This is a genomic window from Stenotrophomonas sp. GD03794 (assembly GCF_029842145.1).
Lineage (GTDB): Bacteria > Pseudomonadota > Gammaproteobacteria > Xanthomonadales > Xanthomonadaceae > Stenotrophomonas > Stenotrophomonas riyadhensis.
Genome location: NZ_JAOCFV010000001.1, coordinates 120,678 through 139,525, shown reverse-complemented (window position 1 = coordinate 139,525; position 18,848 = coordinate 120,678). Strand labels below are relative to the sequence as shown.

15 protein-coding genes are annotated in these 18,848 nt (G+C 66.3%); all 15 read left to right on the top strand.

Translation table 11 applies throughout. The features are described from left to right. Positions 1 to 24 precede the first annotated feature (24 nt). The 15 genes from N5D91_RS00700 to N5D91_RS00630 all read left to right on the top strand — a co-directional run bounded on the left by N5D91_RS00700 (position 25) and on the right by N5D91_RS00630 (position 18,847). On the top strand, positions 25 to 978 hold the full coding sequence (locus N5D91_RS00700; RefSeq protein ID WP_005412403.1) for a phage capsid protein: 954 nt from the start codon (positions 25 to 27) through the stop codon (positions 976 to 978). A 99-nt stretch (positions 979 to 1,077) separates the two neighbouring features. After that, complete coding sequence (locus tag N5D91_RS00695; protein ID WP_005412402.1) at positions 1,078 to 1,668, top strand: hypothetical protein; 591 nt, start codon at positions 1,078 to 1,080, stop codon at positions 1,666 to 1,668. After that, a complete protein-coding gene (locus tag N5D91_RS00690) occupies positions 1,668 to 3,800 on the top strand; it encodes a hypothetical protein (protein ID WP_005412401.1) in 2,133 nt (710 codons plus the stop codon). The genes N5D91_RS00695 and N5D91_RS00690 overlap by 1 nt, the downstream gene beginning before the upstream one ends. Further along, a complete protein-coding gene (locus N5D91_RS00685; RefSeq protein ID WP_005412400.1) occupies positions 3,797 to 4,270 on the top strand; it encodes a hypothetical protein in 474 nt (157 codons plus the stop codon). Before N5D91_RS00690 ends, N5D91_RS00685 begins: the two co-directional genes overlap by 4 nt. Before the next feature lie 32 nt (positions 4,271 to 4,302). Then, positions 4,303 to 4,701 carry a hypothetical protein gene (locus N5D91_RS00680; RefSeq protein ID WP_032961812.1) on the top strand — a complete coding sequence of 133 codons (399 nt, stop codon included), beginning with the start codon at positions 4,303 to 4,305 and terminating at the stop codon, positions 4,699 to 4,701. A 3-nt stretch (positions 4,702 to 4,704) separates the two neighbouring features. After that, complete coding sequence (locus N5D91_RS00675) at positions 4,705 to 6,879, top strand: hypothetical protein (protein WP_032961810.1); 2,175 nt, start codon at positions 4,705 to 4,707, stop codon at positions 6,877 to 6,879. A 6-nt stretch (positions 6,880 to 6,885) separates the two neighbouring features. Further along, on the top strand, positions 6,886 to 10,050 hold the full coding sequence (locus tag N5D91_RS00670) for a hypothetical protein (protein WP_005412397.1): 3,165 nt from the start codon (positions 6,886 to 6,888) through the stop codon (positions 10,048 to 10,050). Between the two features lie 39 nt (positions 10,051 to 10,089). Next, positions 10,090 to 12,627 carry a phage tail fiber protein gene (locus N5D91_RS00665; protein ID WP_005412396.1) on the top strand — a complete coding sequence of 846 codons (2,538 nt, stop codon included), beginning with the start codon at positions 10,090 to 10,092 and terminating at the stop codon, positions 12,625 to 12,627. A gap of 25 nt (positions 12,628 to 12,652) precedes the next feature. Next, positions 12,653 to 15,457 carry a tail fiber domain-containing protein gene (locus N5D91_RS00660; protein ID WP_049427184.1) on the top strand — a complete coding sequence of 935 codons (2,805 nt, stop codon included), beginning with the start codon at positions 12,653 to 12,655 and terminating at the stop codon, positions 15,455 to 15,457. After that, on the top strand, positions 15,457 to 15,942 hold the full coding sequence (locus N5D91_RS00655) for a hypothetical protein (protein WP_126411773.1): 486 nt from the start codon (positions 15,457 to 15,459) through the stop codon (positions 15,940 to 15,942). Before N5D91_RS00660 ends, N5D91_RS00655 begins: the two co-directional genes overlap by 1 nt. 26 nt (positions 15,943 to 15,968) lie before the next feature. After that, positions 15,969 to 16,238 carry a hypothetical protein gene (locus tag N5D91_RS00650; RefSeq protein WP_005412393.1) on the top strand — a complete coding sequence of 90 codons (270 nt, stop codon included), beginning with the start codon at positions 15,969 to 15,971 and terminating at the stop codon, positions 16,236 to 16,238. A 17-nt stretch (positions 16,239 to 16,255) separates the two neighbouring features. After that, positions 16,256 to 16,480 (top strand): hypothetical protein, encoded by a 225-nt coding sequence (locus N5D91_RS00645; protein WP_005412392.1) that lies wholly within the window; start codon positions 16,256 to 16,258, stop codon positions 16,478 to 16,480. A gap of 8 nt (positions 16,481 to 16,488) precedes the next feature. After that, entirely contained in the window at positions 16,489 to 18,153 is a 1,665-nt protein-coding gene (gene terL / locus N5D91_RS00640; RefSeq protein WP_032961836.1) for a phage terminase large subunit, read from the top strand. Positions 18,154 to 18,161: 8 nt separating this feature from the next. Further along, positions 18,162 to 18,353, top strand: coding sequence for an LPXTG cell wall anchor domain-containing protein (locus N5D91_RS00635; protein WP_005412390.1), 192 nt, complete (start codon positions 18,162 to 18,164; stop codon positions 18,351 to 18,353). Beyond that, positions 18,350 to 18,847 (top strand): hypothetical protein, encoded by a 498-nt coding sequence (locus N5D91_RS00630; RefSeq protein WP_065426719.1) that lies wholly within the window; start codon positions 18,350 to 18,352, stop codon positions 18,845 to 18,847. The genes N5D91_RS00635 and N5D91_RS00630 overlap by 4 nt, the downstream gene beginning before the upstream one ends. The last annotated feature ends 1 nt before the right edge of the window (position 18,848 follow it).

Genomic DNA, 18,848 nt, shown 5'->3' with positions numbered 1-18,848 from the left:
CACTCAACCTCAAGCAAGGACTAAATGTCGGACGCAATCCCCTCCCGCCTGGGTCAAGCCCAGGCCAACGGCGACGCCTGGGCGCTGTTCAAGCAGAACTACACTGCTGAAACCATCACCAGCTTCGTCGAGAACTACAAGCTGGACGGCCGCGTGTCGGTGCGCAACATCGAGAGCGGCAAGTCCGCCTCGTTCCCGAACGTCGGCACCATCGGCTCCGAGTACCATGTGCCGGGCACCGAGATCAAGGGCCTGGTGGTCGAGCACAACGAGACCATCATCACCCTCGATCCGATGCTGATCTCGCACGCCTTCATCGCCAACATCGACGAGGCGATGAACCACTACGACGTGCGTTCCGAGTACACCCGTCAGCAGGGTGCGGAGCTGGCGCTCAAGCGCATGCAGAACGAGCTGCGCTGCGCGATCCTGGCCGCTCGTACCACCGAAGGCAAGGTCGAAGGCCAGCCGGGTGGTGCCATCATCAAGGCCGCCACGATGGCCTCCGATCCGACCGTGCTGGCCGATGCGTTCCGCAACGCCCGCATGCTGTTCGACGAGAAGCTGCTGCCGGACAACCCGCAGGAGTTCACTGGCGCACTGGCCCCGGCTCAGTGGTATCTGCTGACCGAGAACAAGGACTTGATCGACCGCGACATCAACGCGGAATCGAACGGCTCCTACGGCCAGGCGATCATTTCCTCGGTCGCCCGCATCCCGCTGGTGAAGATCAACGCGATGCCGCGTGTCGATGAGTCGGCCCTGGCCTCGATCCCGGCCAAGTACCGCGGCAACTTCGCGGACACCGTGGGCGTGATCTTCCACCGCTCGGCGGTCGGCACCCTCAAGCTGCTGGACCTGTCCCTGGAGGACGTGTACCAGGGCGAGAAGCAGGGCACCCTGATGCTGGCGAAGTACGCGCTGGGTCACGGCATCCTGGCTCCGCGCGGTGCCATCGAGCTGTCGAAGGCCCCGTAAGCAATACCGCGCCGTTGGGCAAATCCCGCGGCGCTTCAATCTCTCTCCATCTACGGGGGACATCCACATGGGTGTCCCCCGTTTTTTTGCCCCGAATCCATGAACCTCGAACTCACTCCGACCACGGAACTCGAAGCCGTCAATGTGCTGCTCGGTGCTATCGGCGAAGCGCCGATCAGCGACCTCGAAGCGCTCGGCAACCTGTACGCCTCGCAGGCGCGCGACACCCTCCGCGCGGTGAGCCGCGAGGTCCAAACCGCTGGCTGGTGGTTCAACACCAGCGAGTCGTTCACCTTCACGCTCAACGCGGAAGGCAAGGTGCTGCCGCCGCAGTCGATCCTCAAGCTCGTCCCCGCACGCGGAAGCGAGCCGCTGGTGATCCGAGGCACGCGCCTCATCAACCCGCTCACCCTCGCCGACACGTTCTCGTCGGCCCCCACCGCCGACTTCGTGACCTGGTTCCTCGCCTACGAGGAGCTGCCCGAGTCGGCCCGCCGCTACATCGCCGTGCGCGCTGCGCGTCTGTTCCAGACGAGCGTGCTGGGTAGCGACCAGCTCTACGTGTTCACCGAGAAGCACGAGGAGGAGGCATACCTCATCTTCGCGCAGGAGCACGCCGACTTCACCTACGCCCGCGGCCACAACTTCCTCAGTGGCTCGACGGACGTGTCTGATATTTGGGACCGCTGATGCCGCTAATCACGGGGGACTATCCCTCGTTCCTGGGAGGCGAGTCGCAGCAGGACGATACCGTCCGCTCGCCGAACCAGCTCACCAAGGCGATCAACGCCTGGCTGCATGCCGCAATGGGCGCTGGCAAGCGCCCGCCCGCCGAGTTCGTTGCTGGCCTTGGCGTCACCCTCGATCACGACTGTGCCTTCCACTCCATCGTCCGCGATGAGAACGAGCGCTACATCGTCGCCGTGGGTCACCGCAGCATCCGCGTGTTCGACCACGAGACCGGCAAGGAATACACCGTCAACGCCACGGGCGACGCGCTCAACTACCTGGACACCCAGGGACAGCGTGCGTGGTCGTGCTTCGCGCTGGCGACGTTCTCCGACACCACCTTCATCGTCAACCGGCTGGTAGACGTGAAGCAGAGCGATGAGCTGTCGCCCGGTTCGCTGTACGGATCGGCGCAAACGATGTCCGACCTGCCGAAGCCCGGCGACAAAGGCTCGGCCGTTGTGCCGACCGGCGCGATCTACAACATCATCGGCTCGTCCGAATCGCAATTCGACGACTACTACGTCCAGAAGCAGTCCTCCTCGGTCTACCTGGAGGTCGCCCGGCCGGGCATCAAGCACCGCTTCGATGCCAAGACGATGCCGCACATCCTCAAGCGCATCCCCGATCCAGTGCATGCGGACGGCTTTTGGTTCTCCTTCGGTGGACCGGAGTGGACCGCGCGCCTCGCGGGTGACGAGCAAAGCAACCCGTTCCCGTCCATCGACGGCCAGCGCATCCGCGAGGTGTTCAAGCACCGGGACCGCCTAGGCTTCCTGGCCGGGGAGAACGTGCTGATGTCCGAGGTCTCCGATCCGTTCAACCTCTGGCGCACTTCGGTGACCCAGGTGCTCGACGCCGACCCCATCGACGTGAGCGTCAGCGGGTCTAACGGCGTCACCACGCTCTACCACGCAGTCCCGTTCCAGTCGGCCCTGTTCCTTGCCGCTGCGGGCGGCCAGTTCCTCCTGACCGCCGAGCCGTACCTGGCCGCCAAGAACGTCAAGAGCGATCCGGTCAACAGCTACAGCAGCTCGCCGTACATCCGGCCGAAGCTGATGGGCGAGTCGCTGTACTTCACCGAGGACAGCGGCGCATACGCCAGCGTGCGCGAATACTTCATCGACGACCTGTCGGTGACCGGCGACGCCGCCGACGTGACGGCGCATGTGCCCAAGCTGATGCCGGGCCGCATGCGAGCGATGGCGAGCGCAAGTGGTGCCGACTGCGTGTTCTTCGCTCCTGACGAGCCGACCGACGCGCAGCTCTACGTCTACTTCGTCCGCTGGATCGGCGACGAGAAGCAGCAGTCCGCATGGACGCGCTGGTCAATCTCCGGCGTCGGTCGCATCGTCCACATGCACGCCATCAACGACGTGCTGTACGCCGTCGCGGAAGCCCCAGGCGGCGGCTGCGAGCTGCTCAAGTTCCGCATGGTGCTCAACCAGCACGACACGGATGCCACGGGCGACTACAACTTCCTGCTCGACCGCATGCTGGTGGTGCAGCCCACCTATCAGCAGTTCGGCAACGAGACCTGGATCGACCTGCCCTACATCGTGCCCGATGGCATGACGGTCACCGTCCTCAAGACGGACGACTGGCAAGACCCCGGCGCGTACCTGGACATCACCAAGGCGCGCTGGGACAACGCCCGCACCCGCCTTGCGCTCCCCGGTAACCACACCGAGGGCCGCGTGGTCGTCGGCATGGACTACGAGCACCGCCTCACCCTGACCAAGCCCATCGTTCGCGGTGGGCAGAACCAGGCCGTGCTGGTGGGCCGCACGCAGGTGCGTGACATCGAGGTCGCCTACAAGGATGGCGCGTACTTCGAGCTGGAGGTCGAGCAGCACGGCAATGGCCGCGTCGAGACCTACGTGGCGTCGCACTCCGGTGCGTACACCGCGCGCGTCCTCAACGACTCGGTGTTCCGCACCAGCGCCCCGACGTTCCACTCCGGCTCTCGCCGGTTCCCCGTGCTGGGCGACGCCAACAGCGTCCGCATGCACCTCGTCAACCGCCTGCCGTTCCAGTGCTGGTTCCAGTCAGCACAGTGGCGCGGCATGTTCGTCTCCCGCAGCCGAGTATGACCCTGACCTATCGAAGCCCCACCGCCAGCGACATCCTCCACGTCGCCGAGAACATGCGGCAGGAGGACATCCTGGAGGTGGCGGCTTCGCATGGTCACACCCCGCTCCAGGCGCTCGCATTTGCAGTGACCGCGAGCGACCGCAGTTTCGCCGCGATGCACGACGGTTCCCCCGTGTGCATCTTCGGCTTCAGCCAGCACGCCGAGGGTATCGCCTCGGTTTGGCTGCTGGGCACCGACGCCCTGGTGGCTCCCACGTTCTGCCGCACGTTCCTCCGAGAAGCTCGGCGGATCAGCGACGAGTGGTCGGCCACCTTCGGCACCATCTTCAACTTCGTCGATGTCCACGCCGTCACCACGCGGCGATGGCTCGGCTGGCTTGGCTTCCGCGAGAGCGGCGTCGAGTCCGCCTACGGCTTCGCCAAGACACCCTTCGTCCGAGTAACCAAGACCCCATGTGCAACCCCGTAGCAGTCCAGGTCGGTATCGCCGCAGTCAGCGCGATGGCGACCATGTACGGCCAGGATCAGAACAACAAGGCCATCGAGGAAGCCGCGGAGCGTCAGCAGGAGCAGATCAACGACCAGGCCGCCGAGCGCACCCAACAGCGCATGGAGGAGGCCCGCGCACTGCGATCCGCGATGCGCGCCTCCGCAGCAGAAGCGGCAGTGTCCGGCAACTCGGTCGAGCTGCTGGCGAACGACATCATGGCCCAGGCTGGCCGTGACGTGGCCCTCATCGAGAAGAACCGCAGGAACGGAGTCGTCGAAAGCGGCTCCGAAGCACGCGCTCGTATCCGCACCGGCAATGCCGAGGCGCTGGGCGGCGTGATGCAGTCAGGCGCGAATGCCTACAGCAACATCCAAACCTACAAGCGCTATTCCATTCCCGGAGACGAGTAACCCGTGGCTCGCACGAAACCCCAAGAGATCATCCGCCGCGCGCAGGTGCCGCAGCGTCTCGCCGAGCGCCCCGTTCTGGCGGTGCAGGCTGACCAAGCGTCCTCCGCTGGTGCCGGTGTCCTCTCTCGCACCGCCGCTGCGGTGCTGACGCGCGTCTCGGATTCCGTCAACTCGCAGATGATCTCAAACAGCCGCGAGCAGTACAGCGCCGCGGCGACCCAACGTATGCAGGAGGACGCCGAGGGTACGCCCCGGCAGGCCGAGGACTTCGTTGCCCAGCAGTCGGAGTCATGGCGTCGCGGCTACCTCAAGGCAGACGGCATCATCCGCGTCCGCGACTGGCAGATCGAAGCGGCCAAAGAGATCGCCAAGGCCGAACCCGGCACCGACATCGAGCCGCTCATCAAGGAGCGGATGGCTGCGCTGACGCAGAACCCCGAGTTCCAAGACCCGCAGGTCCGCAAGGCCCTGATGCCGGTCGCCATGCGCGCCGCGCAGCAGGTCCGCCAGCAGTGGCAGGCCGACTCGATGCGGGAAATGCTGGTCCGGCAGAAGGAGTCGCTGACCGCGATCATCCGCGACGGCATCAAGGGCGGCACGTTCCTCACTTCCGAGGGCATGAACGGCCTGTACGCGATGCTGGACCAGGAGGAGTACGCCTATCTCAACAAGCGCGACGTGGACGAACTCTACGTCGAGGCCGCCAAGGAGGAGCTGGCCGCAGGCAACCGCGATCCTCAGTCGATCCTGGCGTTCCTGGAGCAGGACCGCGGCGACGGCCAGCCCGGCTTGATGAACACCGAGCACGGCGACGAGCTGCGCGCGGCGGCTGCCGCTGGTGCCCGCGTGATCGCACACCGCGAGGACGAGGCACGCAAGCAGGCGATGGCCGAGGCAGAGTGGACGCTCCAGGGCCTCGCGGATCGCGGCCAGCTCACCCACAAGACCATCGACACCTGGGCCAGTAAATTCGGCCTGAGCGGTGGCGACCTCCAGTCCTTCAAGCGATACTGGAACAACCAGCAGGAGCAGACGCTTCGCCGCTGGGAGCAGGAAGCGAAGGAGCGCGCCCGAGAGGAGCGCATCCGCAAGCTGGTAGCCGGGGGCAATCCCTACGAGATCAGCGACGCCGACCTCAAGAAGCAGGCCGGTAAGGAGTGGGAGGAAACCCCGCAGGCCGCACGCGGCCAGGTGCTCCAGAAGTGGGCACGGCAGGGCATCGTCATCCCCCAGCTCGAACGCATCCTCAAGCGCGCTGACCCGGCGTTCCAGGAGAACTTCCAGAACGCCGCGACGCTGTACGAACAGCTCCGCAAGGTCTCGCCCAAGTACGCCGATACGGTCGCTGGCGGCGAGGCTGCCGCAATGCTGGACCAGTACCTCTACGACACCCGGCGCAGCGGTCAGTCTCACCAGGAGGCCGCTCGCGTCCTGACGCAACCGAAGCGGGAAGTCGAGGAGGCCCGCTCGGTCATCAACGACACCTGGAAGTCCGGCATCAAGGACTACCTGGAGATCGACGGCAAGCCGCGTGACCCGCGTGAGCTGCACCGCATCCGCCAGGAAGCCGAGCGCATCGCCTCGCGTGGCGGAGTGTCCGGCGAAGCTGCCATCCGTGCAGCGGTCGGTCAGATCGACGCCCAGCGCACGACCGTCAACGGCCGCCGCGTGCCAAACATCGGCATGCCGCAGGGTGCCGAGCCAGCGGTAGACGAGCTGATCCAGACGGTCGCGCGCAAGCTCGGCCGCGACCCGGATGAGCTGTCGGCCCTGCCCAATCCCCGCAATCCGGGGCAGTGGCAGATCGTCGGCCCCGACAACTGGCTGATCCCTGACCCGGACACCGGCCGCGCCATCGGTTTCGACCCGCGTGCCATCGCGGCACAGCACCAGCGCTGGAAGGGAGACCTTGCGGAATCCCAGGCGCGTCGTCGGGTCGAGCAGCGCACCACCTGGGCGGACCAGTCCCGGAACATCCGCGACCTGCGCTCGCAGTCGGCGACCACGGAAGTCCCTGCGGCCATCGCCAAGCGCGACGCCAGCGCCGCCGAGGCTCCCGCCTTCGAGCTGCCCAAGTTCGACCTCACCAAGCCGCTGGTTCCCAACGCGGGCACCAAGCAAACCACCACCACCCCGGCAGTCCCCGAGGACTTCCTGGAGTACCTGACGAGGAAGTAAGACCGCATGTTTGAATCCCTACCCGGCGCAGACGAGAACATCGTCAAGCCGGCAACCCAGCAGCCCATCGTGCAAGCCGTGCGCGAGCGCAAGGAGCAGCGAGAGGCCGCGGAGCGCCGGAAGGATCAGACGACCGTATGGGACGGATGGGGCGCTGCCCAGGCAAAGGGCGGCATCGGCTTCATCGACCGCTTCATCACCGAGCTGGGCTACGAGCCGCAGCAGGGCTATCGCATTCCCGCAGACGCGCGCAAGCGCTGGGAGTCGATGGGCCTGCGCCCGGAGCAGTGGGAGCTGTTCGGCCGGGCCACGTCCGACGAGCACCTCTCCTATCTGGAATCCGTGGCCTTTATGAATCAGATGGCGGACGACGACCTGGCGCAGTTCGGCCTGGGCGGACAGATCGCCCTCGGCTTCACCGACCCGGTGGCAACCGGCCTCGATCTCGCCACGGGCGGCCTGGGGTACGCAGCCAAGGCCGGACGCCTCGCCAACGCGGTGCGTTCCGGTCTACAGGCTGCGGGCACCTCCGCGCTGATGTCGGCCGCAACCTCCACCTACGACCCCGAGCAGACGCTCGCGGATGGCGTGCAGAGCGCCGCCCTGTCGTTCGCGTTCGGTGGTGCCCTCGGCGCTCGCCGGGGTGCCCTGTTCGACGGCGAGGTGAAGCCTGACGTGGTGAAGCGGCTGGCCGGTGACGACTCGCTGTCCGCCGCCCGCGTGGCAGGCACCGCCGCCAACGACCTCACGCCAGGCGTCCTCCCGCTGCGCAACGAGAGCGCATTCGAGCAGGAGTTCACCGACAAGGCGCTGGTCAACGCGCACATCACGCCCCACTTCGCCACCGTCCGCCGCGACCTTGCTGCCCGCATGGGTAGCGCCAAGTCGCCGCTGGTGCGCGAGGCGGGCCGCCTGCTGTTCCGCGATGGCGTCGGCTACACCGATCGCTCCGTCGCGGTCCAGGAGTCCACCAGCGAGTTCGCCAAGCGCCACCTGGCCGTCATGGAGACGGAATGGCGGAGCGGAGTGAACGCCGCATGGGACGCCTACAAGCAACGGACAGGCACCCATTGGTGGAACTTCTCCGAGCGCGCAAAGTTCAACGAGGAGGTCGGCCGTGCCGTGCGCGGTGCGCCTGACGTATCACCGGAAGCCGCCAAGGCGGCCGGCAGCGTCGCCAAGGCGATGCGCGATGCGCTCAAGCTGGCGCAGGACAGCAACCTCGACGGCTTCGCCAACGTGGCGCAGAACGGCAGCTACCTGCCGCGCTACTGGAGTGGCAAGGGCTTCAAGCGCCTGTTCGGCGAGATGCAGCTTCACCAGGACGACGTGATCGAGCAGCTCATCAAGCCCGCCATGCGTCGCGCCTGGGAGGCCACCACCGACGAAGGCGACGAGATCGACGACGAGCTGCTCGGGGCGGTTGCACGCTCCTACCTCAAGCGCGCCCAAGCGAACTTCGAGGGCGACGGGATGGACCTGCTGGTCCGCCCGCTGGACAGCGATTCGGTCGAGGAGATCGGCAACATGCTGACCGAGGCGGGCGTCTCGCCCGTGCGGTCGCAAGAGCTACTGTCCAAGCTGGAGCGCAAGACCTACGAGTCGGGCAAGCTCGACCGCGCGAAGAAGCGCATCGACCTCGACGAGACCTACTCCACCACCATCCGCAACGAGGCTGGCGAGGACGTGCAGGTCTCGATGGCCGACCTGTTCGACAACGACGTGGACTCGGTGATGACCCGCTACATGCGCGAGATCACCGGCTGGTCGGCGCTGTCGTCGAAGGCTGGCATCAAGAACCGCGCACAGCTCGACCGCTTCGTGTCGAAGCTCAAGAGCGACGCCCGCAAGTCCGGCGACGACGTGAAGGACATCGAGCGCCTGATCGACATCGGCCTCAAGTCCACCTTCGGCCGCAGCACCGAACTCGATCCCGCCAGCCGAGGCGCACGCTACGCGCGGTTCCTGCGCAACTGGAACTTCGCCCGCGTGATGAACCAGGTCGGCTTCTCGCTGTTCGCCGAGCTTGGCCCGACCATCGCGCATGCCGGTCTCCGCAACTTCTGGAACTCCGTGGGTGCCGCCCGCGACTTCCTGGTGCGCGGCGCTGACGGCAAGCTGTCCTCGCAGGAGGCGCGCGTCATGGAGCGGCTGTTCGCACCCGGCACCGACTGGCTGCGCAACCCGCCGTTCCTGCGCCTGGACGAGGATGCGCTAGTGCCGCAGACGTTCAACGTCAAGCACGGCGAGAAGATCGACAACGCGATGAACATGGCGACGCACGTCACCTCGGTCGCATCCGGCATGGCCCCGATCAACACGATGCTCCAACGCATCGCCGGTCGCGCCACGCTGCTGCGGCTGCTGGACATGGCGAACGCCAAGAAGCTGTCGGACGCCGAAGTGGCCCGCCTGCGCACCTGGGGCCTCGACGAGAAGGCCCAGGCCGACGTGTTCGGCTACCTCAAAGGCAAGCGGCAGATCGAGCAGATCGACCCGGACAAGCTGCCGTTCCAGACGCGCGAGCGCATGGCGGCCTTCCTGTTCCGCGTGACGCGACACCAGGTTCTCGAAGGTGACGCCTCGGACAGCATCGAGCTGATGCACTCCACCACCGGCCGCATCGTCACGCAGTTCCGCAGCTTCATGGTCAACAGCTACACCCGCCACTTCCTGAACTCCGTCCACCACTACGACGACTGGCGCACCTACGCGATGGTCGTGCTGTCCACTTCGGCAGCAGGCATGGGCTGGGCGGCTCGCACGTACATCAACACTGCGGGCAACCCCGAACAGCGGAAGAAGCAGCTGACGCAGGAGAACTTCTACAAGAACGCTGTCGCGCAATCGAGCTGGTCGAACGTGATCCCCGCGGTCACCGACGCCGTGTGGGCGGACGCCTTGGGTAACGACCCGGTGTTCGCCAACAACCGCTCGACCGGCCTGGAGAACGGCGTGATGGGCATCCCGTCCATCGACCTGTTCAACAAGGTCTACGGCAGCACGCGGATGATCGGTTCGGCCATCCGCGACGATGAGGAGATCACCGAGAAGCAGATGCGCGACTTCTGGAAGATTTGGTGGTTCAACAACATGACGGGCGTCCGCAACATCGCGGATCAAGCCCTACAGCAGTTCCCTGACCGCAAGGACGGGACTGATCGACCGTAACCAGGAGGCCCTTCGGGGCCTCCACCTTTTTGAGGACGCATGATCGAACTATCGCGCGGCCTTTCCTTCGTGCTCTACACCTACGAGGGAGGCCCTACGCGGTTCACCGTGCCGTTCCCGTACATCGCCCGCGAACACATCCGGGCGTTCGTCGGTGAACCGGACGCGGCCCGCGCTGTCTCCGTGTCGTGGGTGGACGCCAGCACCATCGAGATTCCGTCGCAGGATGGCGTGCTCGACGCACCCTACACTGTGACCATCCGGCGATTCACGCCGATTGACGCCCTCCTGGTCAACTACAAGGAAGGCGCAAACCTCCCGGCGCGCGACTTGTCCAAGTCGTTCCGCCAACTGCTGTACGCACACCAGGAACTCGCCGAGTTCGGTGGTGGCAGCGGCCTCCCCGGTGGCGGCCCCGGTAACCCCGGTGGCGACCCGGACCTCAACGCAATCATCGAGCAGCTCCTCCGCTCGCCAGCACTCCAAGACCTGCTGACCCGCATCGACCTTATCGACGTGAACGCCGAGGCGATCCTGGAGGAAATCATGCGCTCGCACGAGTTCTTCGACGTGCAGCGCGACTATGGCGACAAGATCAGCACGGCCACCCACGAGATCGGACTGCTGACCGAAGGCAACAAGGTCATCGCGCAGCAGATCATCGACCTGTTCGCGCGGGTGGACTACGGCGAGCAAAGTAGCCAGGCACGATTCCTGGAGGTCAATCGCGCCATCGCTGACGAGCGCTCCGCGCGCGTCGAGGCGATCACCGAGCTGCAAGGCCAGGTGGTCGAGAACGGCAAGACGATCTCCGCAGCGCTCAACCAGCGCATCGACGAGGTGGAGAGCACCACCGAAGCGGCGCGTGCGGCCACCGAGCAGCGCCTCGGCGCAGAGATCGAGGACAGCGCGGCGCAGGTCCGCACCGCGGTCATGGCCGAGGTTGACGCAACCAAGGCCCGCGTGTCCGACGTTGAGACGGCAGTAGTCCGCCACGGCGAGAACATCGCTGGCCTGGCCGAGACCACCGAAGCCCTGACGGACGCCGAGGGTGCCAACACGGCATTCCGACAGCAGATGGCGGCCAGCTACGGCGCGAACGTGCCGCAGGGGATTGCCAATGAGATCGACGGCCAGGTGTCGGCGGTTTCGGCCGCCTTCGAGCAGCGCATCGACACCGAAGCGTCCGCGCGCGAAGCCCTGGCTTCCCAGGTATCCACGCTGGAGACCAGCACCGCGCCGACGATCTTCTCGGACGCGCAGCCCTCCCCGCCCGCTGGCGGCTTCAAGGTTCCGACCTTTTGGGTCAAGACCGTGCAGACCGGCGCGTACCTGACGCAGATTTGGGATGGCACCGGCTGGCGCAAGGCCGACCTGGATGTCACCTCTCCGACCGGCGCGCTGGTGCAGCAGCTCAACACCACCAAGATCACCGCCGAGCAGGCACAGGCCATCGCGGCCACGCAGGTCCAGGCGTTCAAGGACGGCGACTTCGCCACCATCCGGCAGGAGTTCAACGTGGTCGCCGGGCAGCACTCCGGCATGTACGGTCAGTGGCAGGCCAACTACTCGGTCAAGATCAACGCGGGCACCATCAACGGCGTCCCCGTGGTCGCCGGTATCGCCCTCTCCGCCAACCCGCAGACCGGCAGCGACTTCATCGTCACCGCGGATCGCTTCGCCTTCGTCCACCCGCAGTACACCTCGGGCGGCACCTTGGCGAGCATCAAGTATCCGTTCGTGATCGGCACTGTCGGCGGCCAGTCCACCGTGGGCATCCAGGGTGCGCTGGTGGTGGACGGGACGATCACTGCGGACAAGATCAGGGTGAACTCCCTGGCCGCGCTCACGGCAAACGCAGGCACGATCAACGGCGGCACGTTCAAGACCCACACCCTCGACGGCAACGGCAACATCGTCAACGCTGCCGAGTTCCGCGTGGAAATCTCCAACCTCGGCGACTGGCCCCTGTGGGTCGGCTCCGGCGCGAAGAACGCCAACAACGCGGTGTTCTACGTGGACCGCAACGGCGGCGCGTTCTTCCGAGGCCGCGTCAATGCTCCCAACATCGTTGGGCAGTTCCAGTCGGCGACCGGCGTGTGGTGGACCGGGGCAACGAGCCTCTGCTACCAGGCGGGCAACAACTTCATCCCGCTCGGCGATTGGGTGGCGATCCACGAGTTCTGGCTCGGCGCTCCGGTGCTGGCTGGCGAGGGTCATACGCCCTCCGTGTCGGTGACCGTCACCGCGAACACGCGCGTCTACGGGCTGCACGTCATCTTGGAGGAGCTGCGCGACTCTGTGTGGGTCGTCATCGCCTCGCACGAGCCGCCGATGTACCGCGCGTTGATTCAGCAGATGGGCGGCGACGGCAACACCTTCACCGCGTCCAACTTCTACACCTACGAGCAGTCGGTGACGCTCTCGGCGTCCGGCGCATGGACAGGCGGTGCCCGCGCATTCCGCGTGCGGTGCCGCGCATCCAGCCCGCCTCCGCAGGTCCACGGCTACGACGCCCCGGCCTACCCGAACTACCTCATCACGTCGATTGGCGGCTTCGCCTTCGGCATCCGATAACCCTCAGAGAGAACCCAAGCACCGCATGAGCACTACCCCCGGCTACGTCTCCAACGCCGAGCTGGCCTCGCGCCTCTCGACGCTGGTAGACCGCTGGAACCGGCGCGAGAATCAGATGATCGCGCTGCTGACTCAGGAGGAAGGCACCGTCGTCGTGACGGACGGCCTGGGCAACAACCACACCCTCCTCTCGTTCCCGCAGCTCCAGAAGGACGTGGCCGGGCTGACCGACGAGCTGACCGGCTCGGTCGTGCAGGTGCGCGACCTGGTGTCCGTGGCAACCGGCATGGCGAACGCCGCGCAGGCGTCCGCAGATGACGCCTCTGGCTTCGCCGACGCTGCCGAAGCATCCGCCGTGCGCGCTGCGGAATCCGCCGCGAGCATCGACGACGACGTGCAGGCCACCGCCGACGCGGCGACCTTCGCTGCTGCCAAGGCGGCCGAGGCTTCCGACAGCGCGACCGAGGCGGCAAGCTCCGCAGTGGACGCCGCCGCTTCGGCGACGGCCTCGGCCACCTCGGCGCTGGCTTCGGCTGGCTCCGCAAGCCAGGCGGGCACGTCGGCCACCGCAGCGGGTCAGGCGCGTTCCGACGCGCAAGCAGCGGCGACTGCTGCCGCCACGTCACGGGATCAGGCGCAGACCATCCTGGGCTATGCGACCGACGCGGCCGACCGCGCGGAAGCTGACGCCACCGCTGCCGCAGCATCGGCTGCCGCAGCCGCCGACAGCGCGACCGCCGCAGCGACCTCGGTCACTCAGGCGACCACCCAGGCCAACCGGGCGGAAGCCCAGGCGTCCGCCGCGGCGACCAAGGCTGGCGAGGCTGCTGGCTCGGCGACCACCGCAGCCGGTCATGCCTCCGCTGCGTCCGGCTCGGCGTCTGCCGCCTCGATCTCGGCGCAGACCGCATCGTCGGCCAAGGCCGCTGCCGAGGCTGCCCGCGACAAGGCTGGCCTGTACGCGAACGCGCCGCAGGGCACCGAGGTCTCGCCGGGCGAGTTCTCGGCGAAGCATTGGGCCGCCCAGGCGCAGGCTGCCGTCACTGGCTCGCTGGTCTACATGGGATCGTGGGATGCCGGCACTGGTGCGTTCCCGGCCAACCCGGTGAAGGGTCACTTCTACAAGGTGGTCGGCGAAGGCACTGTGGGCGACATCCACTGGCGAGTCGGCGACCAGGCGCTCTACGGCGCTACCTGGGAGAAGATCGACAACACCGATCAGGTCACCAGCGTCGCCGGTAAGCAGGGCGACGTGACCCTCGTGGCTGGCGACATCGGCGGCCTGGGCGCGCTGGCGACCCGCGACGACGTGGACTTCAACACCCACGTCACCGGGAAGCCGACGACCTACCCGCCGAGCACCCACACGCACACCAAGGCGCAGGTCGGCCTCGACAAGGTGGACAATACCGCCGACCTCGACAAGCCGATCAGCACCGCGACGCAGACGGCGCTCGACGGCAAGGCGGCGGCGACGCACACGCACACCATCGCCAACGTGACCGGCCTCCAGTCCGCGCTCGACGGCAAAGCGGCGGCGTCCCACTCGCACACCATCGCAAACGTAACCGGGCTGCAAGCGGCGCTCGACGGGAAGTCGGCAATCGGCCACACGCATACCGCCGCCGAGATCGCCAACGTCGTCAACGTGACCGACGATCAGTCCATCGGTGGCGTCAAGACGTTCGCCTCCGGGCAGATTCGTGTGCAGGGATTTGGCGGCGAGGCCACGTCCGGCGTCATGTACCTGGGGTCGCTGGATCGCTATGTGTACGTGCCGCCAGCTGCGAACTCGCTGGAGTTCCGATTCGGCGATGGCACGGGTGGCGTCGCGTCCCTCAACGCTGGCGGCACCGTCTGGACCTCGGCGAACTTCAACCCGGCAGGAAAGGCCGACGCCGGTCACACGCACACCATCGCAAACGTCAGCGGCCTCCAGTCCGCACTGGACGGCAAGGCGAGCCTGGGTGGCGCAACCTTCACCGGGCAGGTCACTCTGGCCTATGGCGCGCCGCTGCGGTTGACCGGCATGGGTGCAGCGGGAACCGCGTACATCCACGGAACGAACGGCGCTGGCGATGACGTTTGCTCGATCACCCGCGTGAACACGAACAGCTGGTACAACCTGTACTGGAACGGTGCTGCGAACATTGCGGGCCGCCTGACGGTCGGCGATCAGATTTACCTCAACGCTGGCTGGTTCCGCTCCCAGCAGTCCGGCACCGGCTGGTACTCGGAAGCGCACGGCGGCGGCATCTGGATGCAGGACAGCACCTGGGTTCGCACCTACGGCGGCAAGGGATTCCTTATCGCTGGCCCAGGCGGTAGCGGTGGCGACCTCCGTTTGGAGAGCTACTCGCCAACCATCACCTGTTACGACTCCGACAACGGGACCACGCACTGGCTCCATTGCAACGACAACAACCACGGCTTCCTCGCCAGCAACGCCTTCTCGTGGTGCGCCTACCGCGACGGCAGCAACAATTGGGTCGCCACGGGCAACATCGTCGCCTATGCGTCCGATGCGCGTCTAAAGAAGAACATCGTGGACGCCTCGGCCTCCAAGGTGGCCGACTTCTTCGACCGCTTCCGTGTACGCGAGTTCGATTGGGATGCCAAGGCAATCGCCGAGCTGAATCCCACGTTCCACCCGAGCGCGGATCACGAGGTCGGCGGCATCGCGCAGGAGGCCGAGGAGGTCTACTCGTTGATGGTCGCCACGCACGCAAACGGCATCAAGACGATCCAGTGGGAGAAGGCTATTCCCTTCCTTATCGCTGAGGTGCAGGCGCTGCGTAAGCGCGTCGCGGACCTTGGGGGAGGTGCCTGATGGCCCTCCCCGGCTCCGGCCCTATCTCCTGGGAAATGATCCGCGCCGAGTTTGGCGGCGGCTACCCGATCTACGCGGACCAGTATTACCGAGGACGTGGATTGGTGCCCGACGTTCCGGCCAACTACGGCGTCCCCACGAGCGGCCCGATCTACGCCTCGCAGTTCTACAACGCGGTCAAGGCGACGCCGTTCCAAGCATCGCTGTCGCCGAGCTACCTGATGGGTAACTGGCCTCAGTCCACCAACGGCACGGTCAGCGAGTCGTTCAGCGTTTATTGCTCGGGCGGCACCGGCAACTACTCCGTGGTCTCCCGCTCCGTCACAGGCGGCGCGTCGATCTCCGGCAGCGGCCTCGGTGGCACTGTGACCGCCTCTGGGCGGAACACCTCCCGCATGGGGCAGTTCACAGTCGTCGTCACCGATGGCGTCACGCAGATCACCCTGACCGGCAACTACGAGTACAGCTTCGGTCGTCCGCTCTAACGCATCCACCACCTACAAGAGACCTAATGCACGATGAAGTGAAGCTGGTCGGCGCTCTCGCGGGCGTCGGCCTCATCGTGGGCATCGCAAAGATGCTCACGTCGAACGATCCGATCACCTGGAAGCAGGCGCTCGGCCGCGCAATCCTCTCTGGCGCTACCGGCCTTGCCGCTGGTGCCATCGTCATTTTCATCCCCGGCGTCTCCTTCGTCGCCCAGGTCGCGCTCGCGTGCATCCTGGCGTCGCTCGGCACGTCCGCGCTGGAGACCGTACTGAACCGCGTCGTCAACAAGTGACCGCCCCCAAGGATGCCTTGGAGCGACTGCACGCCGCAGTCGCTGACAAGCTCGCCGACACCATCGACTCGATGGAGTCGGACGCGAAGGGCCTGGCCTCGATCCTCAACGTGGCCCGGCAGTTTCTCAAGGACAACGGCATCGACGTTGCGGCCACGCCGCCCGGCTCACCGCTGGGCAAGCTGGCCGACAAGGTGTCCGAGTTCCCGTTCGATCCCGCTGAGGATGGGCGGCTGAACTGATGGAGGGCATGACGAGCCTCCACGTTCGTCACCCTTTCGAGGACTTCCGCAACTTCGCCTGGTACGTCTGGAAGGAGCTGGGGCTACCAAGCCCCACTCCGATCCAGTACGACATCTGCGAGTTCCTGAAAACCGGCCCGCGCCGTCGCGTCATCATGGCGTACCGCGGCGTCGGCAAGTCCTGGGTGACGGCCGCCTACGTCTGCTGGCTCCTCTGGAAAGACCCCCAGCACAAGATCATGGTGGTCTCGGCATCGAAGGAACGCGCCGATGCGTTCTCGGTGTTCGTCAAGCGCCTGATCGAAACCCTGCCTGAGCTGCAACACCTGCGCCCGCGTCCCGACCAGCGCAACTCGAACCTGGCGTTCGATGTCGGTCCCGCGCAGCCCGATCAGTCGCCCTCGGTGAAGTCGGTCGGCATCAACGGCCAGCTCACCGGCTCCCGCGCCGACACCATCATCGCGGACGACATCGAAGTCCCAAAGAACTCCATGACCGTCGTGCAGCGCGAGAAGCTCGCCGAGCTGGTCAAGGAGTTCGACGCGGTGCTCAAGCCTGGCGGCGAGATCATCTACCTCGGCACTCCGCAGACCGAGGAGTCGCTCTACAACAAGCTGCCCGAGCGCGGCTACGTCATCCGCATCTGGCCTGCGCGCTACCCGAAGGACACCAAGCACCGTCAGGTGTACGGCGACCGCCTCGCGCCGATGATCGCCGATGCGTTCGACGCGAACCCCAAGCTCGCCTGGAAGAACTGCGAGAGCGTCCGCTTCTCCGATGAGGACTTGATGGAGCGCGAGGCGTCCTACGGACGCTCCGGCTTCATGCTCCAGTTCATGCTCGATGCGTCGCTGTCCGACGCCGAGAAGTACCCGCTCAAGCTGTCCGACCTGATCGTGATGGACGTGGACCGCGAGGTCGCTCCGATCCGCGTGGTCTACAGCAGCGGCCCGGAGTACATCGTCAGCGACATCCCGTCCGTGGGCTTCACTGGCGACCGCCTGTACCGGCCCATGTACCTCGCCTCGGAAATGGAGGAGTTCACCGGCAAGGTACTCGCCATCGACCCCTCGGGCCGAGGTGGCGACGAAACCGGCTACGCGGTCGTCGGCATGCTTCGCGGCATGCTCTACGCGCGCCGCGCTGGTGCGACCAAGGGCGGCTACGACGACGACACGCTGGAGACCCTGGCGCACATCGCGCGCGCCGAGAAGGTCTCCGCAGTCCTCATTGAGGCGAACTTCGGTGACGGCATGTTCGCCAAGATGCTCTCCGGCGTCCTGGCGCGCGTGTACCCGTGCTCCATCGAGGAGGTGAAGCACTACGGCACCTCGAAGGAGAACCGAATCATCGACGTGCTGGAGCCGGTGCTGAACCAGCACCGCCTGGTGGTCGATGCCTCGATCATCCGCGCCGATCAGAAGTCCGAACAGAAGTACCAGCTGTGCTACCAGCTGACGCGCATCACGCGCGACCGCGGCGCACTGCGCCACGACGACCGCCTCGAAGCGCTGGCGATGGCCGTGAAGTATTGGGCCGACCAGCTCTCCCGAGACGTGTCCAAGGAGGAGCAGCGCTACCTGGAGGAGCTGCTCGACCGCGAGTACGCCTCCTTCATCCAGTCCGTGACCGGCCGCATGCCGTCACCCGACAACTACCTCGACATCCTGTAGGAGACCCAATGTCCAACACGCTCGCTGCGTGGCTGATGGCGCTCGCCGCCGCTGGCCTGCTGTACCTGTTCCTGCGCCGCAAGAACGACGACGACAACGACGGCCCGAGCGCACCCGCGCCGGTAACGCCGTGCGACTGCAACCACGCTCCCTGCTGCCACACCCAGGGCGGCCAGTCGAACCCCTACGCGCCGGTATGACCGACGCAAAGCTGCCGAGCCTCGTGGAGGTCAGGGACAACCTGATCCCCGCGGCGGCCCGGCTGCTCCCCGGCGTGGCCTTCACTCCCGAAGCGAAGGTCATGCTGCTCGCCATTGGTCTCCAGGAATCTCGCTTCGAGCACCGCAGGCAGATCAAAGGCCCCGCACGCGGCTTCTGGCAGTTCGAGGCGGGCGGCGGCACCGCAGGTGTACTCCGTCACCCGGCGACCTCCGCACGCGCCTCACAGCTCGTCTCCGCGCGTCTGGAGCGTCCCTCGACCGCTGCGGTCAACGAGGCGCTCGCCTCCGACGACGTGCTCGCCTGTGCGTTCGCTCGCCTGCTGCTGTTCACCGATCCGCGTCCGCTGCCCGCCCTGGGTAACCCCCAGGCCGCATGGGACTACTACGTCCGCAACTGGCGGCCGGGCAAGCCGCACCGTGACACCTGGGACGCGCTCTACGCGAAGGCCCTGGCAACCATCCGCAACACCTAAC

Coding starts and splice junctions, on each gene's coding strand:
- N5D91_RS00635 (WP_005412390.1), top strand. CDS start 18,162: ATGTCCAACACGCTCGCTGCGTGGCTGATGGCGCTCGCCGCCGCTGGC.
- N5D91_RS00650 (WP_005412393.1), top strand. CDS start 15,969: ATGCACGATGAAGTGAAGCTGGTCGGCGCTCTCGCGGGCGTCGGCCTC.
- N5D91_RS00665 (WP_005412396.1), top strand. CDS start 10,090: ATGATCGAACTATCGCGCGGCCTTTCCTTCGTGCTCTACACCTACGAG.
- N5D91_RS00660 (WP_049427184.1), top strand. CDS start 12,653: ATGAGCACTACCCCCGGCTACGTCTCCAACGCCGAGCTGGCCTCGCGC.
- terL (WP_032961836.1), top strand. CDS start 16,489: ATGACGAGCCTCCACGTTCGTCACCCTTTCGAGGACTTCCGCAACTTC.
- N5D91_RS00685 (WP_005412400.1), top strand. CDS start 3,797: ATGACCCTGACCTATCGAAGCCCCACCGCCAGCGACATCCTCCACGTC.
- N5D91_RS00690 (WP_005412401.1), top strand. CDS start 1,668: ATGCCGCTAATCACGGGGGACTATCCCTCGTTCCTGGGAGGCGAGTCG.
- N5D91_RS00630 (WP_065426719.1), top strand. CDS start 18,350: ATGACCGACGCAAAGCTGCCGAGCCTCGTGGAGGTCAGGGACAACCTG.
- N5D91_RS00700 (WP_005412403.1), top strand. CDS start 25: ATGTCGGACGCAATCCCCTCCCGCCTGGGTCAAGCCCAGGCCAACGGC.
- N5D91_RS00670 (WP_005412397.1), top strand. CDS start 6,886: ATGTTTGAATCCCTACCCGGCGCAGACGAGAACATCGTCAAGCCGGCA.
- N5D91_RS00695 (WP_005412402.1), top strand. CDS start 1,078: ATGAACCTCGAACTCACTCCGACCACGGAACTCGAAGCCGTCAATGTG.
- N5D91_RS00680 (WP_032961812.1), top strand. CDS start 4,303: ATGGCGACCATGTACGGCCAGGATCAGAACAACAAGGCCATCGAGGAA.
- N5D91_RS00655 (WP_126411773.1), top strand. CDS start 15,457: ATGGCCCTCCCCGGCTCCGGCCCTATCTCCTGGGAAATGATCCGCGCC.